17 protein-coding genes and 1 pseudogene are annotated in these 14,988 nt (G+C 71.5%); 11 read left to right on the top strand and 7 right to left on the bottom strand.

Annotation, left to right across the window (positions count from 1 at the left end; translation table 11 throughout):
• The first annotated feature begins 12 nt into the window (after window positions 1-12).
• Complete coding sequence (locus tag OG885_RS10405) at window positions 13-918, top strand: HipA family kinase (RefSeq protein WP_405729470.1); 906 nt, start codon at window positions 13-15, stop codon at window positions 916-918.
• Window positions 915-1,205 (top strand): SelT/SelW/SelH family protein, encoded by a 291-nt coding sequence (locus tag OG885_RS10400; protein ID WP_405729467.1) that lies wholly within the window; start codon window positions 915-917, stop codon window positions 1,203-1,205. Before OG885_RS10405 ends, OG885_RS10400 begins: the two co-directional genes overlap by 4 nt.
• 1 nt (window position 1,206) lies before the next feature.
• Here the strand turns inward: OG885_RS10400 and aceB are convergent, their stop codons facing one another.
• Together aceB and OG885_RS10390 are read right to left on the bottom strand one after the other, a co-directional pair.
• The gene (gene aceB, locus OG885_RS10395; RefSeq protein WP_405729464.1) at window positions 1,207-2,841 is read right to left on the bottom strand and encodes a malate synthase A; all 1,635 of its coding nucleotides are present in this window, start codon (window positions 2,839-2,841) and stop codon (window positions 1,207-1,209) included.
• Between the two features lie 187 nt (window positions 2,842-3,028).
• Window positions 3,029-3,628 (bottom strand): NTP transferase domain-containing protein, encoded by a 600-nt coding sequence (locus OG885_RS10390; protein ID WP_405729461.1) that lies wholly within the window; start codon window positions 3,626-3,628, stop codon window positions 3,029-3,031.
• Between the two features lie 192 nt (window positions 3,629-3,820).
• Here OG885_RS10390 and OG885_RS10385 point away from each other — a divergent pair, with 192 nt between their 5' ends.
• Window positions 3,821-4,135: a DUF5955 family protein gene (locus OG885_RS10385; protein ID WP_399951429.1), complete on the top strand. Its 315-nt coding sequence runs from the start codon at window positions 3,821-3,823 to the stop codon at window positions 4,133-4,135.
• Window positions 4,136-4,563: 428 nt separating this feature from the next.
• Here OG885_RS10385 and OG885_RS10380 read toward each other — a convergent pair whose 3' ends face one another.
• Window positions 4,564-4,740 carry a hypothetical protein gene (locus tag OG885_RS10380; RefSeq protein ID WP_405729458.1) on the bottom strand — a complete coding sequence of 59 codons (177 nt, stop codon included), beginning with the start codon at window positions 4,738-4,740 and terminating at the stop codon, window positions 4,564-4,566.
• The gene (locus OG885_RS10375; protein WP_399951435.1) at window positions 4,737-5,531 is read right to left on the bottom strand and encodes an IclR family transcriptional regulator; all 795 of its coding nucleotides are present in this window, start codon (window positions 5,529-5,531) and stop codon (window positions 4,737-4,739) included. The genes OG885_RS10380 and OG885_RS10375 overlap by 4 nt, the downstream gene beginning before the upstream one ends.
• A 252-nt stretch (window positions 5,532-5,783) precedes the next feature.
• Here OG885_RS10375 and allB point away from each other — a divergent pair, with 252 nt between their 5' ends.
• Both allB and alc read left to right on the top strand, forming a co-directional pair.
• Window positions 5,784-7,121, top strand: coding sequence for an allantoinase AllB (gene allB / locus OG885_RS10370; RefSeq protein WP_405729454.1), 1,338 nt, complete (start codon window positions 5,784-5,786; stop codon window positions 7,119-7,121).
• A 49-nt stretch (window positions 7,122-7,170) separates the two neighbouring features.
• Entirely contained in the window at window positions 7,171-8,286 is a 1,116-nt protein-coding gene (alc, locus tag OG885_RS10365; RefSeq protein WP_405729451.1) for an allantoicase, read from the top strand.
• Between the two features lie 20 nt (window positions 8,287-8,306).
• On the opposite strand, the pseudogene OG885_RS10360 reads toward alc, so the two are convergent.
• Together OG885_RS10360 and OG885_RS10355 are read right to left on the bottom strand one after the other, a co-directional pair.
• Window positions 8,307-8,488, bottom strand: a pseudogene (locus tag OG885_RS10360) (hypothetical protein); the annotation flags it as partial.
• Window positions 8,466-9,212, bottom strand: a complete 747-nt coding sequence (locus OG885_RS10355; protein ID WP_405729448.1) for an SDR family oxidoreductase — start codon at window positions 9,210-9,212, stop codon at window positions 8,466-8,468. The gene OG885_RS10355 and the pseudogene OG885_RS10360, both read right to left, overlap by 23 nt.
• Window positions 9,213-9,312: 100 nt before the next feature.
• Here OG885_RS10355 and OG885_RS10350 point away from each other — a divergent pair, with 100 nt between their 5' ends.
• The 4 genes from OG885_RS10350 (at window position 9,313) to OG885_RS10335 (ending at window position 12,312) form a co-directional block, all read left to right on the top strand.
• The gene (locus OG885_RS10350; RefSeq protein WP_405729445.1) at window positions 9,313-10,128 is read left to right on the top strand and encodes an AIM24 family protein; all 816 of its coding nucleotides are present in this window, start codon (window positions 9,313-9,315) and stop codon (window positions 10,126-10,128) included.
• A gap of 88 nt (window positions 10,129-10,216) precedes the next feature.
• A complete protein-coding gene (locus OG885_RS10345) occupies window positions 10,217-10,843 on the top strand; it encodes a dihydrofolate reductase family protein (protein WP_405729442.1) in 627 nt (208 codons plus the stop codon).
• A gap of 91 nt (window positions 10,844-10,934) precedes the next feature.
• A complete protein-coding gene (locus tag OG885_RS10340) occupies window positions 10,935-11,840 on the top strand; it encodes a DMT family transporter (protein ID WP_405729439.1) in 906 nt (301 codons plus the stop codon).
• A gap of 85 nt (window positions 11,841-11,925) precedes the next feature.
• Complete coding sequence (locus OG885_RS10335) at window positions 11,926-12,312, top strand: ribonuclease domain-containing protein (RefSeq protein ID WP_405729437.1); 387 nt, start codon at window positions 11,926-11,928, stop codon at window positions 12,310-12,312.
• Between the two features lie 75 nt (window positions 12,313-12,387).
• Here the strand turns inward: OG885_RS10335 and OG885_RS10330 are convergent, their stop codons facing one another.
• Window positions 12,388-12,588 (bottom strand): hypothetical protein, encoded by a 201-nt coding sequence (locus OG885_RS10330; RefSeq protein ID WP_405729434.1) that lies wholly within the window; start codon window positions 12,586-12,588, stop codon window positions 12,388-12,390.
• Window positions 12,589-12,757: 169 nt separating this feature from the next.
• Here OG885_RS10330 and OG885_RS10325 point away from each other — a divergent pair, with 169 nt between their 5' ends.
• Both OG885_RS10325 and OG885_RS10320 read left to right on the top strand, forming a co-directional pair.
• A complete protein-coding gene (locus OG885_RS10325) occupies window positions 12,758-14,017 on the top strand; it encodes a histidine kinase (protein WP_405729431.1) in 1,260 nt (419 codons plus the stop codon).
• Between the two features lie 91 nt (window positions 14,018-14,108).
• Entirely contained in the window at window positions 14,109-14,789 is a 681-nt protein-coding gene (locus OG885_RS10320) for a response regulator (protein ID WP_405729428.1), read from the top strand.
• Window positions 14,790-14,988 lie beyond the last annotated feature (199 nt).

Here is a 14,988-nt window from a genome sequence, read left to right as displayed (position 1 = left end):
ACCCTGGCGGGTGTGCTGCGCGAAGTGACTGCTGTTCGATACGTGACCCCGCTGCGGTCAGGCGGCTCGGTGCCCGGCGTCGTCGAGGCCGACGACCTGGGGACGTACGTCGTGAAGTTCACCGGCTCCGCGCAGGGCCGCAAGGCGCTGGTCGCCGAGGTGATCGTCGGTGAGCTGGCCCGCGCGCTCGGGCTGCGCTTCCCCGAGCTGGTCCTGGTCCACTTCGACCCGGCGATCGCCGACAGCGAGCCCCACCAGGAGGTGCGGGAGCTGCACGGCGCCAGCGCGGGCCTCAACCTCGGCATGGACTATCTGCCGGGCGCGCGGGACTTCACCCCGGAGGTCGCCAAGGCGTTCCCGGTCGACCCGTTGGAGGCGGGCCGGATCGTCTGGCTGGACGCGCTGACCGTCAACGTGGACCGCACGGTGCACAGCTCGAACCTCATGGTGTGGCCCACGCTCGGTGTCGCGCCCCCGCGCCTGTGGCTGATCGACCATGGCGCCGCGCTCGTCTTCCACCACCGCTGGGACGGCTCCGACCCCGCCAAGCGCTACGACTTCCGGCACCACGCCCTCGGCCACTTGGCCCCCGACGTCCGGGCCGCCGACACGGAACTGGCCCCCAAGGTGACGCCCGACCTGCTCCGCGAGGTGACCGCGGCCGTCCCCGACGCCTGGCTCACGGACCACGCCACCCCCGACGAGGCCCGCGAGGCGTACGTGGAGTACCTCCACGCGCGCGTGCGGGCGTCGGCCGACTGGCTGCCCATGGATTTCCCCACCCGGGAGGAACTCGCCGCCGAGGAGGCGCTCCGCGCGGCGAAGAACCAGCGAGGACGTCCCGCATGGCTCAAGCAGGTCCCCGATCTGCACGGCAAGCCCGCGGCTGAACAGGATTGGTCGGTGCACCTCGGATGAGCCCGCACGCACCCGTCGTACAGATCGAGTACTGCACCCAGTGCCGCTGGCTGCCCCGCGCGGCCTGGCTGGCCCAGGAGCTGCTCACCACCTTCGAGCAGGAGCTGGGCGAGCTGTCCCTCAAGCCCGGCACCGGCGGCGTCTTCGTCGTCCGGGTCGACGGTGAGGTCGTCTGGGACCGGCGCGAACGGGGCTTCCCGGAGCCCACGGCCGTGAAGCAGGCCGTACGCGACCGAGTGGCCCCGGGAAAGTCCCTGGGCCACTCGGACAAGGCGGTGCCGCAGTAGGTCAGCCCTTGAGCTGCTCGTACGCCGGCAGCGTCAGGAAGTCCGCGTAGTCGTCGTCCAGCGACACTTCGAGGAGCAGGTCGTGGGCCTGCTGCCAGTGGCCGGCCGCGAACGCCTCCTCGCCCAACTCGGCGCGGATGTTGGCGAGTTCCTCGGCGGCGACCTTGCGGGCCAGCTCCGGAGTGGCCTTCACTGTGCTTCCTGCGTGCTCGAACTCGACGCCCGCGTTGATCCACTGCCAGATCTGCGAGCGGGAGATCTCGGCGGTGGCCGCGTCCTCCATCAGGTTGAAGATGGCGACCGCGCCGAGTCCGCGCAGCCACGCCTCGATGTAACGGATGCCCACCTGGACGGCGTTGACGAGACCGTTGTACGTCGGCTTGGCGTCCAGCGAGTCGATCGCGATGAGGTCGGCGGCCTCGACATGGACGTCCTCGCGGAGGCGGTCCTTCTGGTTGGGCCGGTCGCCGAGGACCTTGTCGAAGGACTCCAGGGCGATCGGGACCAGGTCGGGATGGGCCACCCAGGAGCCGTCGAAACCGTCGCCGGCCTCCCGGTCCTTGTCGGCGCGGACCTTCTCGAAGGCCACCTTGTTGACCTCGGCGTCCCGGCGGGACGGGATGAACGCCGCCATGCCGCCGATCGCGTGCGCACCGCGCTTGTGGCAGGTGCGGACGAGGAGTTCGGTGTAGGCGCGCATGAACGGGGCCGTCATGGTGACCAGGTTGCGGTCCGGGAGGACGAACTTGGCGCCACCGTCACGGAAGTTCTTGACGATGGAGAACAGGTAGTCCCAGCGGCCGGCGTTCAACCCGGAGGCGTGGTCACGGAGTTCGTAGAGGATCTCCTCCATCTCGTACGCCGCCGTGATCGTCTCGATCAGGACGGTGGCGCGGATGGTGCCCTGCGGGATGCCGACGTAGTCCTGCGCGAAGACGAACACGTCGTTCCACAGCCGCGCTTCGAGGTGCGACTCGGTCTTCGGGAGGTAGAAGTAGGGACCCTTGCCGAGGTCGAGCAGACGCTGGGCGTTGTGGAAGAAGTAGAGGCCGAAGTCGACGAAGGCGCCGGGGACTTGAGACCCGTCGGCGTCGACGAGGTGGCGCTCGTTGAGGTGCCAGCCGCGCGGGCGCATGACGACCGTCGCCAGCTCCTCGTTCGGGCGCAGGGCGTACGTCTTGCCGGACCGCTCGTCGGTGAAGTCGATGTTCCGGGTGTAGGCGTCGGCGAGGTTGACCTGGCCGAGGATCACGTTCTCCCAGGTCGGCGCGGAGGCGTCCTCGAAGTCCGCGAGCCAGACCTTGGCGCCCGAGTTGAGGGCGTTGATGGTCATCTTGCGGTCGGTGGGGCCGGTGATCTCGACGCGGCGGTCGTTGAGGGCGGCGGGGGAGGGGGCGACCTTCCAGGAGTCGTCGGCGCGGATCGCGGCCGTCTCCGGGAGGAAGTCGAGGGTGGAGGTGCGGGCGATCTCGGCGCGGCGCTCGGCACGGCGGGCGAGGAGTTCCGCACGCCGGGGCGTGAACCGGCGGTGCAGCTCGGCCACGAAGGCGAGGGCCGCGTCGGTGAGGACCTCCTCCTGCCGCGGCAGGGGCTCGGCGTCGACGATGGCCAGCGGGGACGGCGCTGGTGCGGACATGAGCTGTCACTTCCTTCAGCGAGCGTGGCACCGGGTGCCAGTCGAACCGGGTACGGCGAGGAACGCCCCCGGAGCGGGAGGGCGCTTCTGATCAGTGGATACTAGTTTCCTCATCGTGGAAGTTCAATGGTTTGTTGATATCGAGATTCTCTGAGTCGAGGAAACGTGGCGCTCGGTGCCACCCCGCTCACTCAAGGTGGTGCAGATCCTCGACGGTGTCGATGTCATAGGGCCGGGCGATGTCACCGCACTCGACGAGCGCGACCCGCGCGGCGTGTTCCTTCAGATACGCGCGTGCCCCTCGGTCCCCGGTGGCAGTCGCGGCGATCCCCGCCCAGTGCGCGGACCCGAACAGCACGGGATGCCCGCGTACGCCGTCGTAGGCGGCGGCGACCAGGGAGTCCGGGGAGGTGTAGGCGCCGCGCACGCGCGCGAACGCCGCCGCCCCGATACCGGGCTGGTCCACGAGCGACACCAGCGCCGCCCGCGCGTCCGTACCGGAGAGCGACTCAAGACCGGCTCGAAGCGAGGAACCCATGCCCTCGGCCCACTCCGGGTTCTCGACGAGCACGCACCCGTCGAGATCGGCCTGGTGCCGTACGGCGTCGGCGGCGGCCCCGAGGACCACGTGCACGCGCGCGCAGCCGGACGCGCGCAGGACGCTCACCGCGTGTTCCACCAGTGGCCTGCCGCGATGATCCAGCAGCGCCTTGGGCCGCCCGCCGAGCCGCCGCCCGCCGCCCGCGGCGAGCAGAAGGCCGGCGACCTGGTCTTCGTTGTCCGTCATGCGTCCTGCATACCTGACGTCCAGGCGAGTGGCCGGTTTCGAAGGGCTGAATTTCGGTCCGCGCAGTGGCGCGGCGCGCCCGGGGTGGCGTTTACTGACCCGCGTCCCCCGGCGCCCGACCAGCGCCACGGGGCTGTTTCGGGCGGGATCACGAGGTGCGGCGCACAACGGCGTGCGCTTGGGGGGAGAGCTGTGTTGCGGAGCTTGGGACAGAGGCCAGTGACCGGCAGCGACGAGGATCCGAGGGTGGCGGAACTGCGGACCGCGGTGTCCCGGCTGCGCCGCGAACTCGCCGCGCACCCGGCCGAGTTCCCCGACCGCGTCATCGCCGAGGACGAGCTCGCCGCACTGGCCGCGATGACGATCGACGGGGCGCCGGAGATTCCCCGGCTGCGCCGCTCGCTGCTGCTGATCGCGGGGGCGATCGGGTCGGTCAGCGCGCTGTCGCGGGGGCTGTCGCAGGTGCGGGACGCGGTGGATCTGTTCGGGGAGCCGGGGCGGGGCTGACGGGCGTCCTCGGGGTTCGGCAGCCCCGGTCGGTGACCAGCTGTCCCCAGAAGGTGTGCGGGGCGTTGTGCCGAAGCCCGGGGTCCACGCGCTCGATGCCCCGCAGCACGATCTCCTCGCAGGCGTCGCACCGGGCGAGATGGACCGGTTCCACGACCTCGGCATGTGGGCGCTGACGAGCTGACGCCGAGGATGGGGGCGGTACGCGGCGACGGCCGGGTTCCGGCCGTCCGCTCGGCGCCGCTCACCGCGGCCGACGTGGCCCCGGCGCTGCGGGAGCACTACGCCGACCTCTGTCACCCGGCCGTGGACCTCATCGGCTCGTCGCTCGCGCGGTTCGTCGACCTCAGCTGGCGCCGGCGGGCCGCCCTCCTCTTCACGGGGCTCACCGAACCGCCCCTGGGGTGCCCTCAGGGGGAGTTCGACGCCTACGACGGCGTCATGACGACGTCGTCCGGCGGCCCGTACTCGGCGAGAGCGAGCAGATCCGGCTCCGGCAACCGCCACCCTCGTACCGCCGTCGGCCGTACCCGATGCCCGGGATCGACCAGGGTCTCCAGCGGCGCTGTCACCACCGCCGCCGGACGGTCCTCGACGGACGTCACGCCGGGCTCTGGCTGGCCAGCGCCTCCGACAGCTCCGTCGCCACCTGCTGGAGCACCGGCACGATCTTGTCCGTCGCCGACTCGGTGACGCGTCCCGCCGGCCCGGAGATCGAAATGGCCGCGGCGGTCGGGGAGTTGGGCACCGACACCGCGAGGCAGCGGACGCCGATCTCCTGCTCGTTGTCGTCGACCGCGTAACCGAGCTGCCGTACGTCGGCCAGGGCCGCGAGGAAGCCGTCCGGGGTGGTGATCGTCTTCTCGGTCGCGGCCGGCATGCCGGTACGGGCGAGCAGCGCGCGCACCTCGTGGTCCGGGGTGTTCGCGAGCAGCGCCTTGCCCACGCCCGTCGAGTGCGGCAGGACGCGACGGCCGACCTCGGTGAACATGCGCATCGAGTGCTTGGACGGCACCTGGGCGACATAGACGATCTCGTCGCCGTCGAGCAGGGCCATGTTCGCCGTCTCGCCGGTCTCCTCGACCAGGCGGGCCAGGTAGGGGCGGGCCCAGGTGCCGAGCAGCCGGGACGCGGACTCGCCGAGGCGGATCAGGCGCGGGCCCAGCGCGTACCGACGGTTGGTCTGCTGGCGGACGTATCCGCAGGCCACGAGGGTGCGCATCAGGCGGTGGATGGTGGGCAGCGGCAGCCCGCTGGTCGCGGAGAGCTCGCTCAGACCGACCTCGCCGCCCGCGTCCGCCATCCGCTCCAGCAGATCGAAGGCGCGCTCGAGGGACTGGACCCCGCCACCGGCGGACTTGGCGGAGTCGGTGGTGCTGGCGCTGGACGTCGGCACGGCGCGTTCCTTTCGGGACCTGGCAGGAAGGGCAGAAGCCTACCCGGCGGTCGGTTGACTCCCCGGTGGTGCGTAGCTACGTTCTGCCTGTCGGAATTCTAATTCCGCTTTATGGAAACGTCCAGAGTGCGGGCGCCAGGGCCGCTGTAGCGAAGTGTGCCCTTGACGGCGTGAGAACGGGAGTGAAGACTCCTTCAACAGAAAGTTGAATTCCGTTACGTGGAAGTAAACCGGTGGCTGAGAGGGGTTCGGGTGTCCGACGCTGAACTGGTGCTGCGCTCGACGCGCGTCATCACTCCGGAAGGGACGCGCGCCGCCTCGGTCGCGGTCGCCGCCGGCAAGATCACGGCCGTACTGCCGTACGACGCCGAAGTCCCCGCCGGCGCCCGCCTGGAGGACGTCGGCGACCATGTCGTCCTGCCCGGCCTGGTCGACACCCATGTGCACGTCAACGACCCCGGCCGCACCGAGTGGGAGGGCTTCTGGACCGCCACGCGCGCGGCGGCGGCCGGCGGCATCACGACCCTCGTCGACATGCCCCTCAACTCCCTCCCGCCGACCACCACGGTCGACAACCTGCGCACCAAGAAGGACGTCGCCTCCGACAAGGCCCACATCGACGTCGGCTTCTGGGGCGGCGCCCTGCCCGACAACGTCAAGGACCTGCGCCCGCTGCACGAGTCCGGCGTCTTCGGCTTCAAGGCGTTCCTGTCCCCGTCCGGCGTGGACGAGTTCCCACACCTGGGACAGGACCAACTCGCCCAGTCCCTGGCGGAGATCGCCTCCTTCGGCGGGCTCCTCATCGTGCACGCCGAGGACCCGCACCATCTGGAGGCGGCCCCGCAGCAGGGCGGCCCCAAGTACGCCGACTTCCTTGCCTCCCGGCCCCGGGACGCCGAGGACACGGCGATCGCCCAACTCATCGCCCAGGCGAAGCGGTTGGACGCGCGCGTGCACGTCCTGCACCTCTCGTCGTCCGACGCGCTGCCGCTGATCGCCGCCGCCAAGGCGGAGGGCGTCCGCATCACGGTCGAGACCTGCCCGCATTACCTCACGCTGACCGCCGAGGAAGTCCCGGACGGCGCCAGCGAGTTCAAGTGCTGCCCGCCCATCCGCGAGTCCGCCAACCAGGACCTGCTCTGGCAGGCGCTGGCCGACGGCACCATCGACTGCGTGGTCACCGACCACTCGCCGTCCACGGCCGACCTCAAGACGGACGACTTCGCGACGGCGTGGGGCGGTATCTCCGGCCTCCAGCTGAGCCTCGCGGCGGTCTGGACGGAGGCCCGCAAGCGCGGCCACTCCCTCGAAGACGTCGTCCGCTGGATGTCCACGCGCACCTCGCAGCTGGTCGGCCTCGACCAGAAGGGTGCCATCGAGACCGGCCGCGACGCCGACTTCGCGATCCTCGCACCCGACGAGACCTTCACCGTCGACCCGGCCGAGCTCCAGCACCGCAACCGTGTGACGGCGTACGCGGGCAAGACCCTGTACGGCGTCGTGAAGTCGACCTGGCTGCGCGGCCAACGCATCGTCGCGGACGGCGAGTTCACGGACCCGAAGGGCGAACTCCTCACCCGCACCCCCTGATCCTCACCACCGCACCCGCAGCGGCCGACCCTCCAGAAAGGCATCCTTCGTGACGGCGATCCCGAGCTTCACCGGCGACGCGAACCCCTACGGCGGCGGTGACCCGTACGCCGACTACCGCACCGCCGACTTCCCCTTCACCCAGTACGCCGACCTCGCCGCCCGGCAGCTCGGCGCCGGAGTCATCGCCGCCAACGACGAGTTCTTCGCCCAGCGCGAGAACCTGCTCCTGCCCGAGCGCGCCGAGTTCGACCCCGAGCACTTCGGGCACAAGGGCAAGATCATGGACGGCTGGGAGACACGGCGCCGCCGCGGCGCCTCCGCAGACCACCCGTGGCCGACCGCTGAGGACCACGACTGGGCGCTGGTGCGCCTCGGCGCGCCCGGGGTGATCCGCGGGATCGTCGTCGACACGGCCCACTTCCGCGGCAACTACCCGCAGGCGGTGTCGGTGGAAGGCACGTCGGTGGCGGGCTCCCCGTCCCCCGAGGAACTCCTCGGCGACGACGTGAAGTGGACGACGCTGGTCCCGCGCACACCGGTGGGCGGCCACGCGGCCAACGGCTTCGAGATCTCCGTGGAGCAGCGCTTCACGCACCTCCGGGTCAACCAGCACCCCGACGGCGGCATCGCGCGCCTGCGCGTGTACGGCGAGGTCGTACCGGACCCGCAGTGGCTGGCGGTCCTCGGCACCTTCGACGTGGTGGCGCTGGAGAACGGCGGCCAGGCCGAGGACGCGTCCAACCTCTTCTACTCCCCGGCCTCCAACACCATCCAGCCGGGCCGCTCGCGCAAGATGGACGACGGCTGGGAGACGCGCCGCCGCCGTGACCAGGGCAACGACTGGATCCGCTACCGCCTGGTGGCCCAGTCCCAGATCCGCGCGATCGAGATCGACACCGCGTATCTGAAGGGCAACAGCGCGGGCTGGGCGTCGGTGTCCGTGCAGGACGGCGAGAGCGGCGACTGGCGGGAGATCCTCCCGCGCACCCGTCTCCAGCCCGACACCAACCACCGCTTCGTCCTCCCGACGCCGGCCGTTGGCACGCACGCGCGCGTGGACATCTTCCCGGACGGCGGCATCTCCCGACTGCGGCTGTACGGGTCCCTGACGGAGACGGGAGCGGCGACGCTGACGGCCCGCCATCAGGAGCTGGGGGGCTGAGCCCTGATCCTCGAAGGCCGGACGCGCATTCTCAGCCCGTCCGGCGTTTGAGGACGAGGCCCTTTCGGGGCCGACAGCGGGGGTCTGGGGGCGGCAGCCCCCAGGGGCGCGGGGTCGAAGGGGCGGAGCCCCTGGAGGATGGGACGGGTAGGGGCGGCGGGGGCGAGAAAATCCCTACCTCACGCCGCATGCCCCCCGTCCACGGCGAACTCCGCACCGGTCACGTACTCCGCCCCCGCCAGATACTCGACCGTCCCCGCCACCTCCTCCACCGTCCCGAACCGCCCGAGCGCCGTCATCGCCGCCTGACCCGCCGCATACGGCCCGTCCGCCGGGTTCATGTCGGTGTCCGTCGGCCCGGGGTGCACGATGTTCACCGTGATGCCCCGCCCGCCCAGCTCCCTGGCCAGCGCCTTCGTCAGCCCGACGAGCGCCGCCTTGCTCATCGCGTAGAGCGTGCCGCCGGGCCCGGGCACCCGCTGCGTCATGCAGGTGCCGATCGTGATGATCCGCCCGCCGGCCCCCATCCGCGCGGCAGCCGCCTGCGAGGCCAGGAACACTCCGCGGACGTTCACCGCCAGCACCCGGTCCACCTCCGTGAGCGAGAGACCCTCCAGCGGCCCCAGCACCCCCACGCCCACGTTGTTCACCAGCACGTCGAGACCGCCCAGCGCTGCCGCCGCGCGCTCCACTGCCTCCGCCGCCTCCGCCGGGTCCGCGGAGTCCGCCCGCAGGGCCACCGCACGCCGCCCCAGCGCCTCGACGGCCCGTACGACGTCCTCGGCCGCCTCCTTGTCCTTCACATAGGTGAGCGCCACGTCCGCGCCCTCTCGCGCGAGCCGCAGGACCGTCGCCGCCCCGATGCCGCGGCTGCCACCGGTGACGAGCGCGACCTTGCCGTACAGAGTTCCGTGAGTCGTTGTCATGCCTCCATCTCAGCGGCGCGCATCCGCGCGTGCTGGCGGCGAACGGACACCGATGTCTACGCCGCGGAACTCTTCCCTCCGCCTCCCGCGTTCTCCTCACGTGACCCTTCAGCAAGACATCGTCGGCAACGCCATGCAGATGGCGGTCGTCAGCCTCCAGCCCGGTCAGACCGTGTACTGCGAGGCCGGAAAGTTCCTGTTCAAGACCACGAACGTCACTATGGAGACCCGGCTCGGCGGTCCGTCGAACGCGGGCGGACAGCAGCCGCAGGGCGGCGCCGGAGGCATGGGCGGCATGCTCCGCCAGGCCATGGGCACCGCCATGCAGGTCGGCCAGCGCGCCCTGGCGGGCGAGTCGCTGGCGTTCCAGTACTTCACCTCGACCGGCGGGGAAGGCACCGTCGGCTTCGCGGGCGTACTGCCCGGCGAGATGCGCGCCCTGGAGCTGGACGGCACGCGCGCGTGGTTCGCGGAGAAGGACGCGTTCGTCGCCGCCGAGTCCACCGTCGACTTCGGCATCGCCTTCCAGGGCGGCAGGACCGGCCGCAGCGGGGGCGAGGGCTTCGTCCTGGAGAAGTTCACCGGCCGCGGCACCGTGATCATCGCCGGCGCCGGCAACTTCATCGACCTGAACCCGGCCGACTTCGGCGGCCGCATCGAGGTCGACACCGGCTGCGTCGTCGCCTTCGAGGAGGGCATCCAGTACGGCGTCCAGCGCATCGGCGGCCTCAACCGCCAGGGCATGATGAACGCCGTCTTCGGCGGCGAGGGCCTCTCCCTGGCCACCCTGGAGGGCAACGGACGCGTCATCCTCCAGTCCCTGACCATCGAGAGCCTCGCCAACGCCCTGAAGAAGGCGCAGGGCGGCGACAAGCAGGGCCCGACGGGCGGCCTGTTCTCCACGCACGCCGGCTGAGACCGCGCGGGCCCACCGATGAGTTGCGGGCGCGAGTGGGGTCTGAGGTGATGACAACAGACCCCACTCCCGAGAGAAGGCACCCGTCATGGGCCAGCTCGTCTCCCAGATCTTCGTCAGCCTTGACGGCGTCTACCAGGCCCCCGGCGGCCCCGAGGAGGACCCCCGGGGCGGCTTCGACCAGGGCGGCTGGACCGCCCCCTACGACGACGAGGACTTCGGCCGCTTCGTCACCGAGGTCTTCGGCCGGGTCGGCGCGTTCCTCCTGGGCCGCCGTACGTACGACATCTTCGCCGGGTACTGGCCGAAGGTGACCGACCCCGACAACCTCATCGCCGACCGGCTCAACGCCCTGCCGAAGTTCGTCGCCTCGGCCACCCTGACCGACCCGGAGTGGCACAACACCAGCGTGCTCGGCGGCGACCTCGCCAAGGAGGTCACCGCCCTCAAGGAGCGCGCCGAGGGCGAGCTCCAGATCCACGGCAGCGGAGCCCTCGTGCAGTCCCTGCTGAACCTCGACCTGATCGACACCTTCCACCTGATCACCGTCCCGGTCGTGCTCGGCGCCGGCCGCCGCCTGTTCGCCGAGGGCAGCCTGCCGACCGCCTTCGAGCACCGCAGCGGCCTCATCACCTCCAAGGGCGTCTCCATCCAGACGTACGACAAGGCGGGACGCCCGGAATACGGCTCCTTCGACCTCCCCGAAAACGCCTAGCCCCAGGTCAGCCGCGCGGGTACGGTGATCGCTCCATGTGCGAGCCACCGACGTCTCCACACCCCTGAGGGAGACCGGGAGAGCCGCACCGATGTCCTCGATCGCCGTACCGGGCACGATCGCGCCCCGCCGCACCTGGCTGACCGACCTGCCCGTCCTGCTCGTGGCGGTCGTCTGGGGCGCGAGCTATCTCGCCGCCAAGGACATCACCACCGCGCGCACCATCCTCGCGGTCCTGGTACTGCGGTTCGCGATCGTGCTGCCGGTCCTGGTCACCGCCGGATGGCGCGCGCTGCGCGCCCTGAGCGGCGCCCAGTGGCGCGGGGCGGGGGTGCTCGGGCTGATCCTCAGCGGGATCTTCCTGCTGGAGACGTACGGCGTCGTCCACACCTCCGCCACCAACGCCGGCCTCATCATCAGCCTCACCATGATCTTCACGCCGCTCGCCGAGGCCGCCGTGACCCGGCGGCGCCCCTCGCGGGCCTTCCTCGGCGCCGCCGCCCTCTCCGTGCTCGGCGTCGTCCTGCTCACGCAGGGCGGCGGCTTCACCGAGCCCTCCCTCGGCGATCTGCTCATGCTGCTGGCCGCCCTGGCGCGTACCGTCCACGTCCTCGCCATGTCCCGGATCACGGCGGTGCGGGACGCCGACGCGCTGTCCCTGACGACCGTCCAACTCGGCGCCGCCGTCGCGGTGTTCGCGCTGCTGTCCACCGGCGCCGAGGCCACCCCGTGGGAGACCGCCGCGGGCTTCGGGGCACGGGAGTGGGCCGGGCTGCTGTTCCTGTCCTCGTTCTGCACGCTGTTCGCGTTCTTCGTGCAGATGTGGGCCGTGCGCCGCACCTCCCCGTCCCGGGTCAGCCTGCTGCTCGGCACCGAGCCCCTGTGGGCCGCCCTCGCGGGCATCGCGCTCGGCGGCGAACGGCTCGGCGCGCTCGGTCTCGCGGGTGGGGCGCTGGTGCTTGTGGGGACCGCGTGGGGGCGCGGGGCCGCACGTTAACTCCCGGAAAACTCATCGGACTTGACGGGAAAATCTCCGGAGTTGTCATTGACATGCCACTGTCTACGCGCGTCATCATGAAGGCATGAGATTCCCCCCACGAATCACCCGCATCGGTGCCGCGGCGGCCGTCCTGTCCGCCCTCCTCGTCGGAGGCGCCGTCACCGCCACTCCGGCGGCCGCCGCGGTCGGCAGCATCTGCTACAGCGACCTGCCCTCACAGGCGTACGACACGCTGGGGCTGATCAAGTCCGGCGGGCCCTTCCCGTACTCGCAGGACGGGAGCGTCTTCCAGAACCGGGAAGGCGTCCTGCCCAGCCAGTCGACCGGGTACTACCACGAGTACACGGTCAAGACACCCGGCTCGTCCACGCGCGGTGCGCGCCGCATCGTGACGGGCGAGGAGTACCAGGAGGACTACTACACCGCGGACCACTACGCCACGTTCGACCTGGTCGACTACGGCTGCTGAGCCGCTGGTCCGCAGGCCGAAACCCCCACCGGGGCGTCGAGGAACAGTGAGACCAGCCGGAGGTCCGGTCCGCGTTCAGCCGGACTTCCGGCTCTCCGCGGCGGCGAACAGCGCGATCGCCAGCACGAGCAGTGCGACGCTCGCGTAGAGCTCGTAGCCGTCGAGGAAGCCGACCTTCTGCACGAGTCCCCAGTGCCAGTCGGTGAACTCGTGCACCAGGCCGGCCACGCCCTGCACCAGGGCGAGAAACCCGAACAGCTCCAGCGATTGCTTCATGGCACGACCCTCGCCCCGCGGTCCCCCCACAGTCATCGGCCGCGGGGCGAGGCATGTCCGACGGAAGGTGCCGGTCGGGTGGGGTCGAAGCGCCGAAAGTCGACGGTCCCGCGACTTTGGTAGCCGATCCCGTCCGCGCGGAGGTAACGCCGGGCTCGCGTGCGTAGATTTGTCGACCGTGAGCGGTGACAAGCAGACAGCGGTGCCCCAGTTCTTCGCGGGCCGGCGCTGGCTGCTGCCCTCGGCGGTCCTGAACGAACTCGACCCCGACGCCGAGCGCCCCGGGCGGCGGCCCCGGCGTACCGCGCGCGACTGGCTCGTCGACTTCAGCTGCTTCGCGGTGGCCGTCATCGTCGGCCTGGTCGGCGCGGAGTCCGTCGCCGACAACCCCCATGTCCCGGACAACCTGGCCCACCTCGACCAGCTGATCGGCGCGGTCGCCTGCGGCGCGGTCTGGCTGCGCCGCCGCTGGCCGCTGGGGCTGGCCGTGGCGACGGTCCCCGTGGGGATCGTCTCCGACACGGCCGGCGGCGCCTGCATGATCGCCCTGTTCACGCTCGCCGTGCACCGGCCCTTCCGGTACGTGGCCTGGGTGGGCGGCGCCAACATGGCACTGATCCCGTTCTACTTCTGGCTGCGCCCCGACCCGGATCTGCCCTACCTCGCCGCAGTGGTCATCATCGTGCTGCTGACCGCCGTGGTCATCGCCTGCGGCATGGTCGTCCGCTCCAAACGGCAGCTCATGCTGAGCCTCAGGGACCGCGCCCGGCGCGCCGAGAACGAGGCCAGGCTCCGTGCCGAGCAGGCCCAGCGGCTGGCCCGCGAGGCCATCGCCCGCGAGATGCACGATGTCCTCGCCCACCGGCTCACCCTGCTCAGCGTCCACGCGGGAGCGCTGGAGTTCCGGCCCGACGCACCCCAGGCGGAGGTCGCCCGGGCGGCCGGCGTCATCCGGGAGAGCGCCCACGAGGCCCTCCAGGACCTGCGCGAGATCATCGGCGTCCTGCGGGCGGGCGACCACGACGACACGGGCCGCCCTCAGCCCACGCTCGCCGCCCTGGACGCGCTGGTCGCCGAGTCCCGCGAAGCCGGCATGAAGGTCACCCTCGACCTCCGTGTCAGCGACCCCGCCGGCGTGCCCGCCTCCGTCGGCCGCACCGCCTACCGCATCGCCCAGGAGGGCCTCACCAACGCCCGCAAACACGCCCCCGGCACCGAGGTCGCCGTCGCCGTCGAGGGCGCACCGGGCGAGGGCCTCACCGTCAGCGTCCGCAACCCGGCGCCCGAGGGCGAGGTGAGGCCCGTGCCCGGCTCGGGGCAGGGGCTGATCGGCTTGACCGAGCGGGCGACCCTGGCCGGGGGCCGACTGGAGCACGGACCGGAGCCGGACGGGGGGTTCGGGGTGCGGGCCTGGCTGCCGTGGGGATGAACGGGCCTTCGGGCGCGGCCGGTTCGGCCGCGCAGGGGCTCCGACCCTCGTCGGTCCCTGCGTCCCCCGAAACCGTGATTACGTAAGCCCCATGACCGCGATCAGACTGCTCCTCGTCGACGACGACCCGCTCGTGCGGGCCGGCCTGTCCCTGATGATCGGCGGTGCCGACGGCATCGAGATCGTCGGGGAGGCGGCCGACGGCAGCGACGTCGAGGCGCTCGTCGACCGCACCCGTCCGGATGTCGTCCTCATGGACATCCGCATGCCGTCCGTGGACGGCCTCACCGCCACCGAACGCCTGCGCGCCCGCCCGGACGCCCCGCAGGTCGTCCTCCTGACCACCTTCCACGCCGACGACCAGGTGCTGCGCGCCCTGCGCGCGGGCGCCGCCGGGTTCGTCCTGAAGGACACGCCGCCCGCCGAGATCGTCGAGGCGGTCCACCGGGTCGCCGCCGGCGACCCCGTCCTGTCGCCCACCGTCACCCGGCAGCTGATGCGGCACGCGGCCGGCACCGCCGCCGACACGCGGCGCACACGCGCGCGTGCGCGCATCGCCGCCCTCAACGACCGCGAACGCGAGGTGGCGGTGGCCGTGGGCCGGGGCCTGTCCAACGCCGAGATCGCCACGGAACTCTTCATGAGCGTCGCCACCGTCAAGACCCACGTCTCCCGCGTCCTCGCCAAGCTCGACCTCAACAACCGGGTGCAGATCGCCCTCCTCGCCTACGACGCGGGACTTCTGGAGGAATCGGGGGAGGACGGGCCCTAGCTAGGGTCTGTCCGGCGGATCATGCCGCAGACGCGGGGTCTGGCACGTCGGCCTGCGGCGTTGTCGTCGGTTGCCGTCTCCCCCACTCTCGGCTTCGCTCGAGCGGGAGGGGCCCCCATCGCGTCGCCGCCCTCCTCCGCCTTGCATTCCGACGCGCCAGCCCCCGCTCATCGGCGTCGATGAGGCGCCGCGGCTTTCC

The organism is Streptomyces sp. NBC_00028 (genome assembly GCF_045041065.1).
Taxonomy (GTDB): Bacteria; Actinomycetota; Actinomycetes; order Streptomycetales; family Streptomycetaceae; genus Streptomyces.
Note: the sequence above shows the minus strand (reverse complement) of the source record. Positions and strands in the feature narration are given on the sequence as shown.

Coding starts and splice junctions, on each gene's coding strand:
- OG885_RS10400 (WP_405729467.1), top strand. CDS start 915: ATGAGCCCGCACGCACCCGTCGTACAGATCGAGTACTGCACCCAGTGC.
- aceB (WP_405729464.1), bottom strand. CDS start 2,841: ATGTCCGCACCAGCGCCGTCCCCGCTGGCCATCGTCGACGCCGAGCCC.
- OG885_RS10390 (WP_405729461.1), bottom strand. CDS start 3,628: ATGACGGACAACGAAGACCAGGTCGCCGGCCTTCTGCTCGCCGCGGGC.
- OG885_RS10355 (WP_405729448.1), bottom strand. CDS start 9,212: ATGACAACGACTCACGGAACTCTGTACGGCAAGGTCGCGCTCGTCACC.
- OG885_RS10345 (WP_405729442.1), top strand. CDS start 10,217: ATGGGCCAGCTCGTCTCCCAGATCTTCGTCAGCCTTGACGGCGTCTAC.
- OG885_RS10340 (WP_405729439.1), top strand. CDS start 10,935: ATGTCCTCGATCGCCGTACCGGGCACGATCGCGCCCCGCCGCACCTGG.
- OG885_RS10335 (WP_405729437.1), top strand. CDS start 11,926: ATGAGATTCCCCCCACGAATCACCCGCATCGGTGCCGCGGCGGCCGTC.
- OG885_RS10330 (WP_405729434.1), bottom strand. CDS start 12,588: ATGAAGCAATCGCTGGAGCTGTTCGGGTTTCTCGCCCTGGTGCAGGGC.
- OG885_RS10320 (WP_405729428.1), top strand. CDS start 14,109: ATGACCGCGATCAGACTGCTCCTCGTCGACGACGACCCGCTCGTGCGG.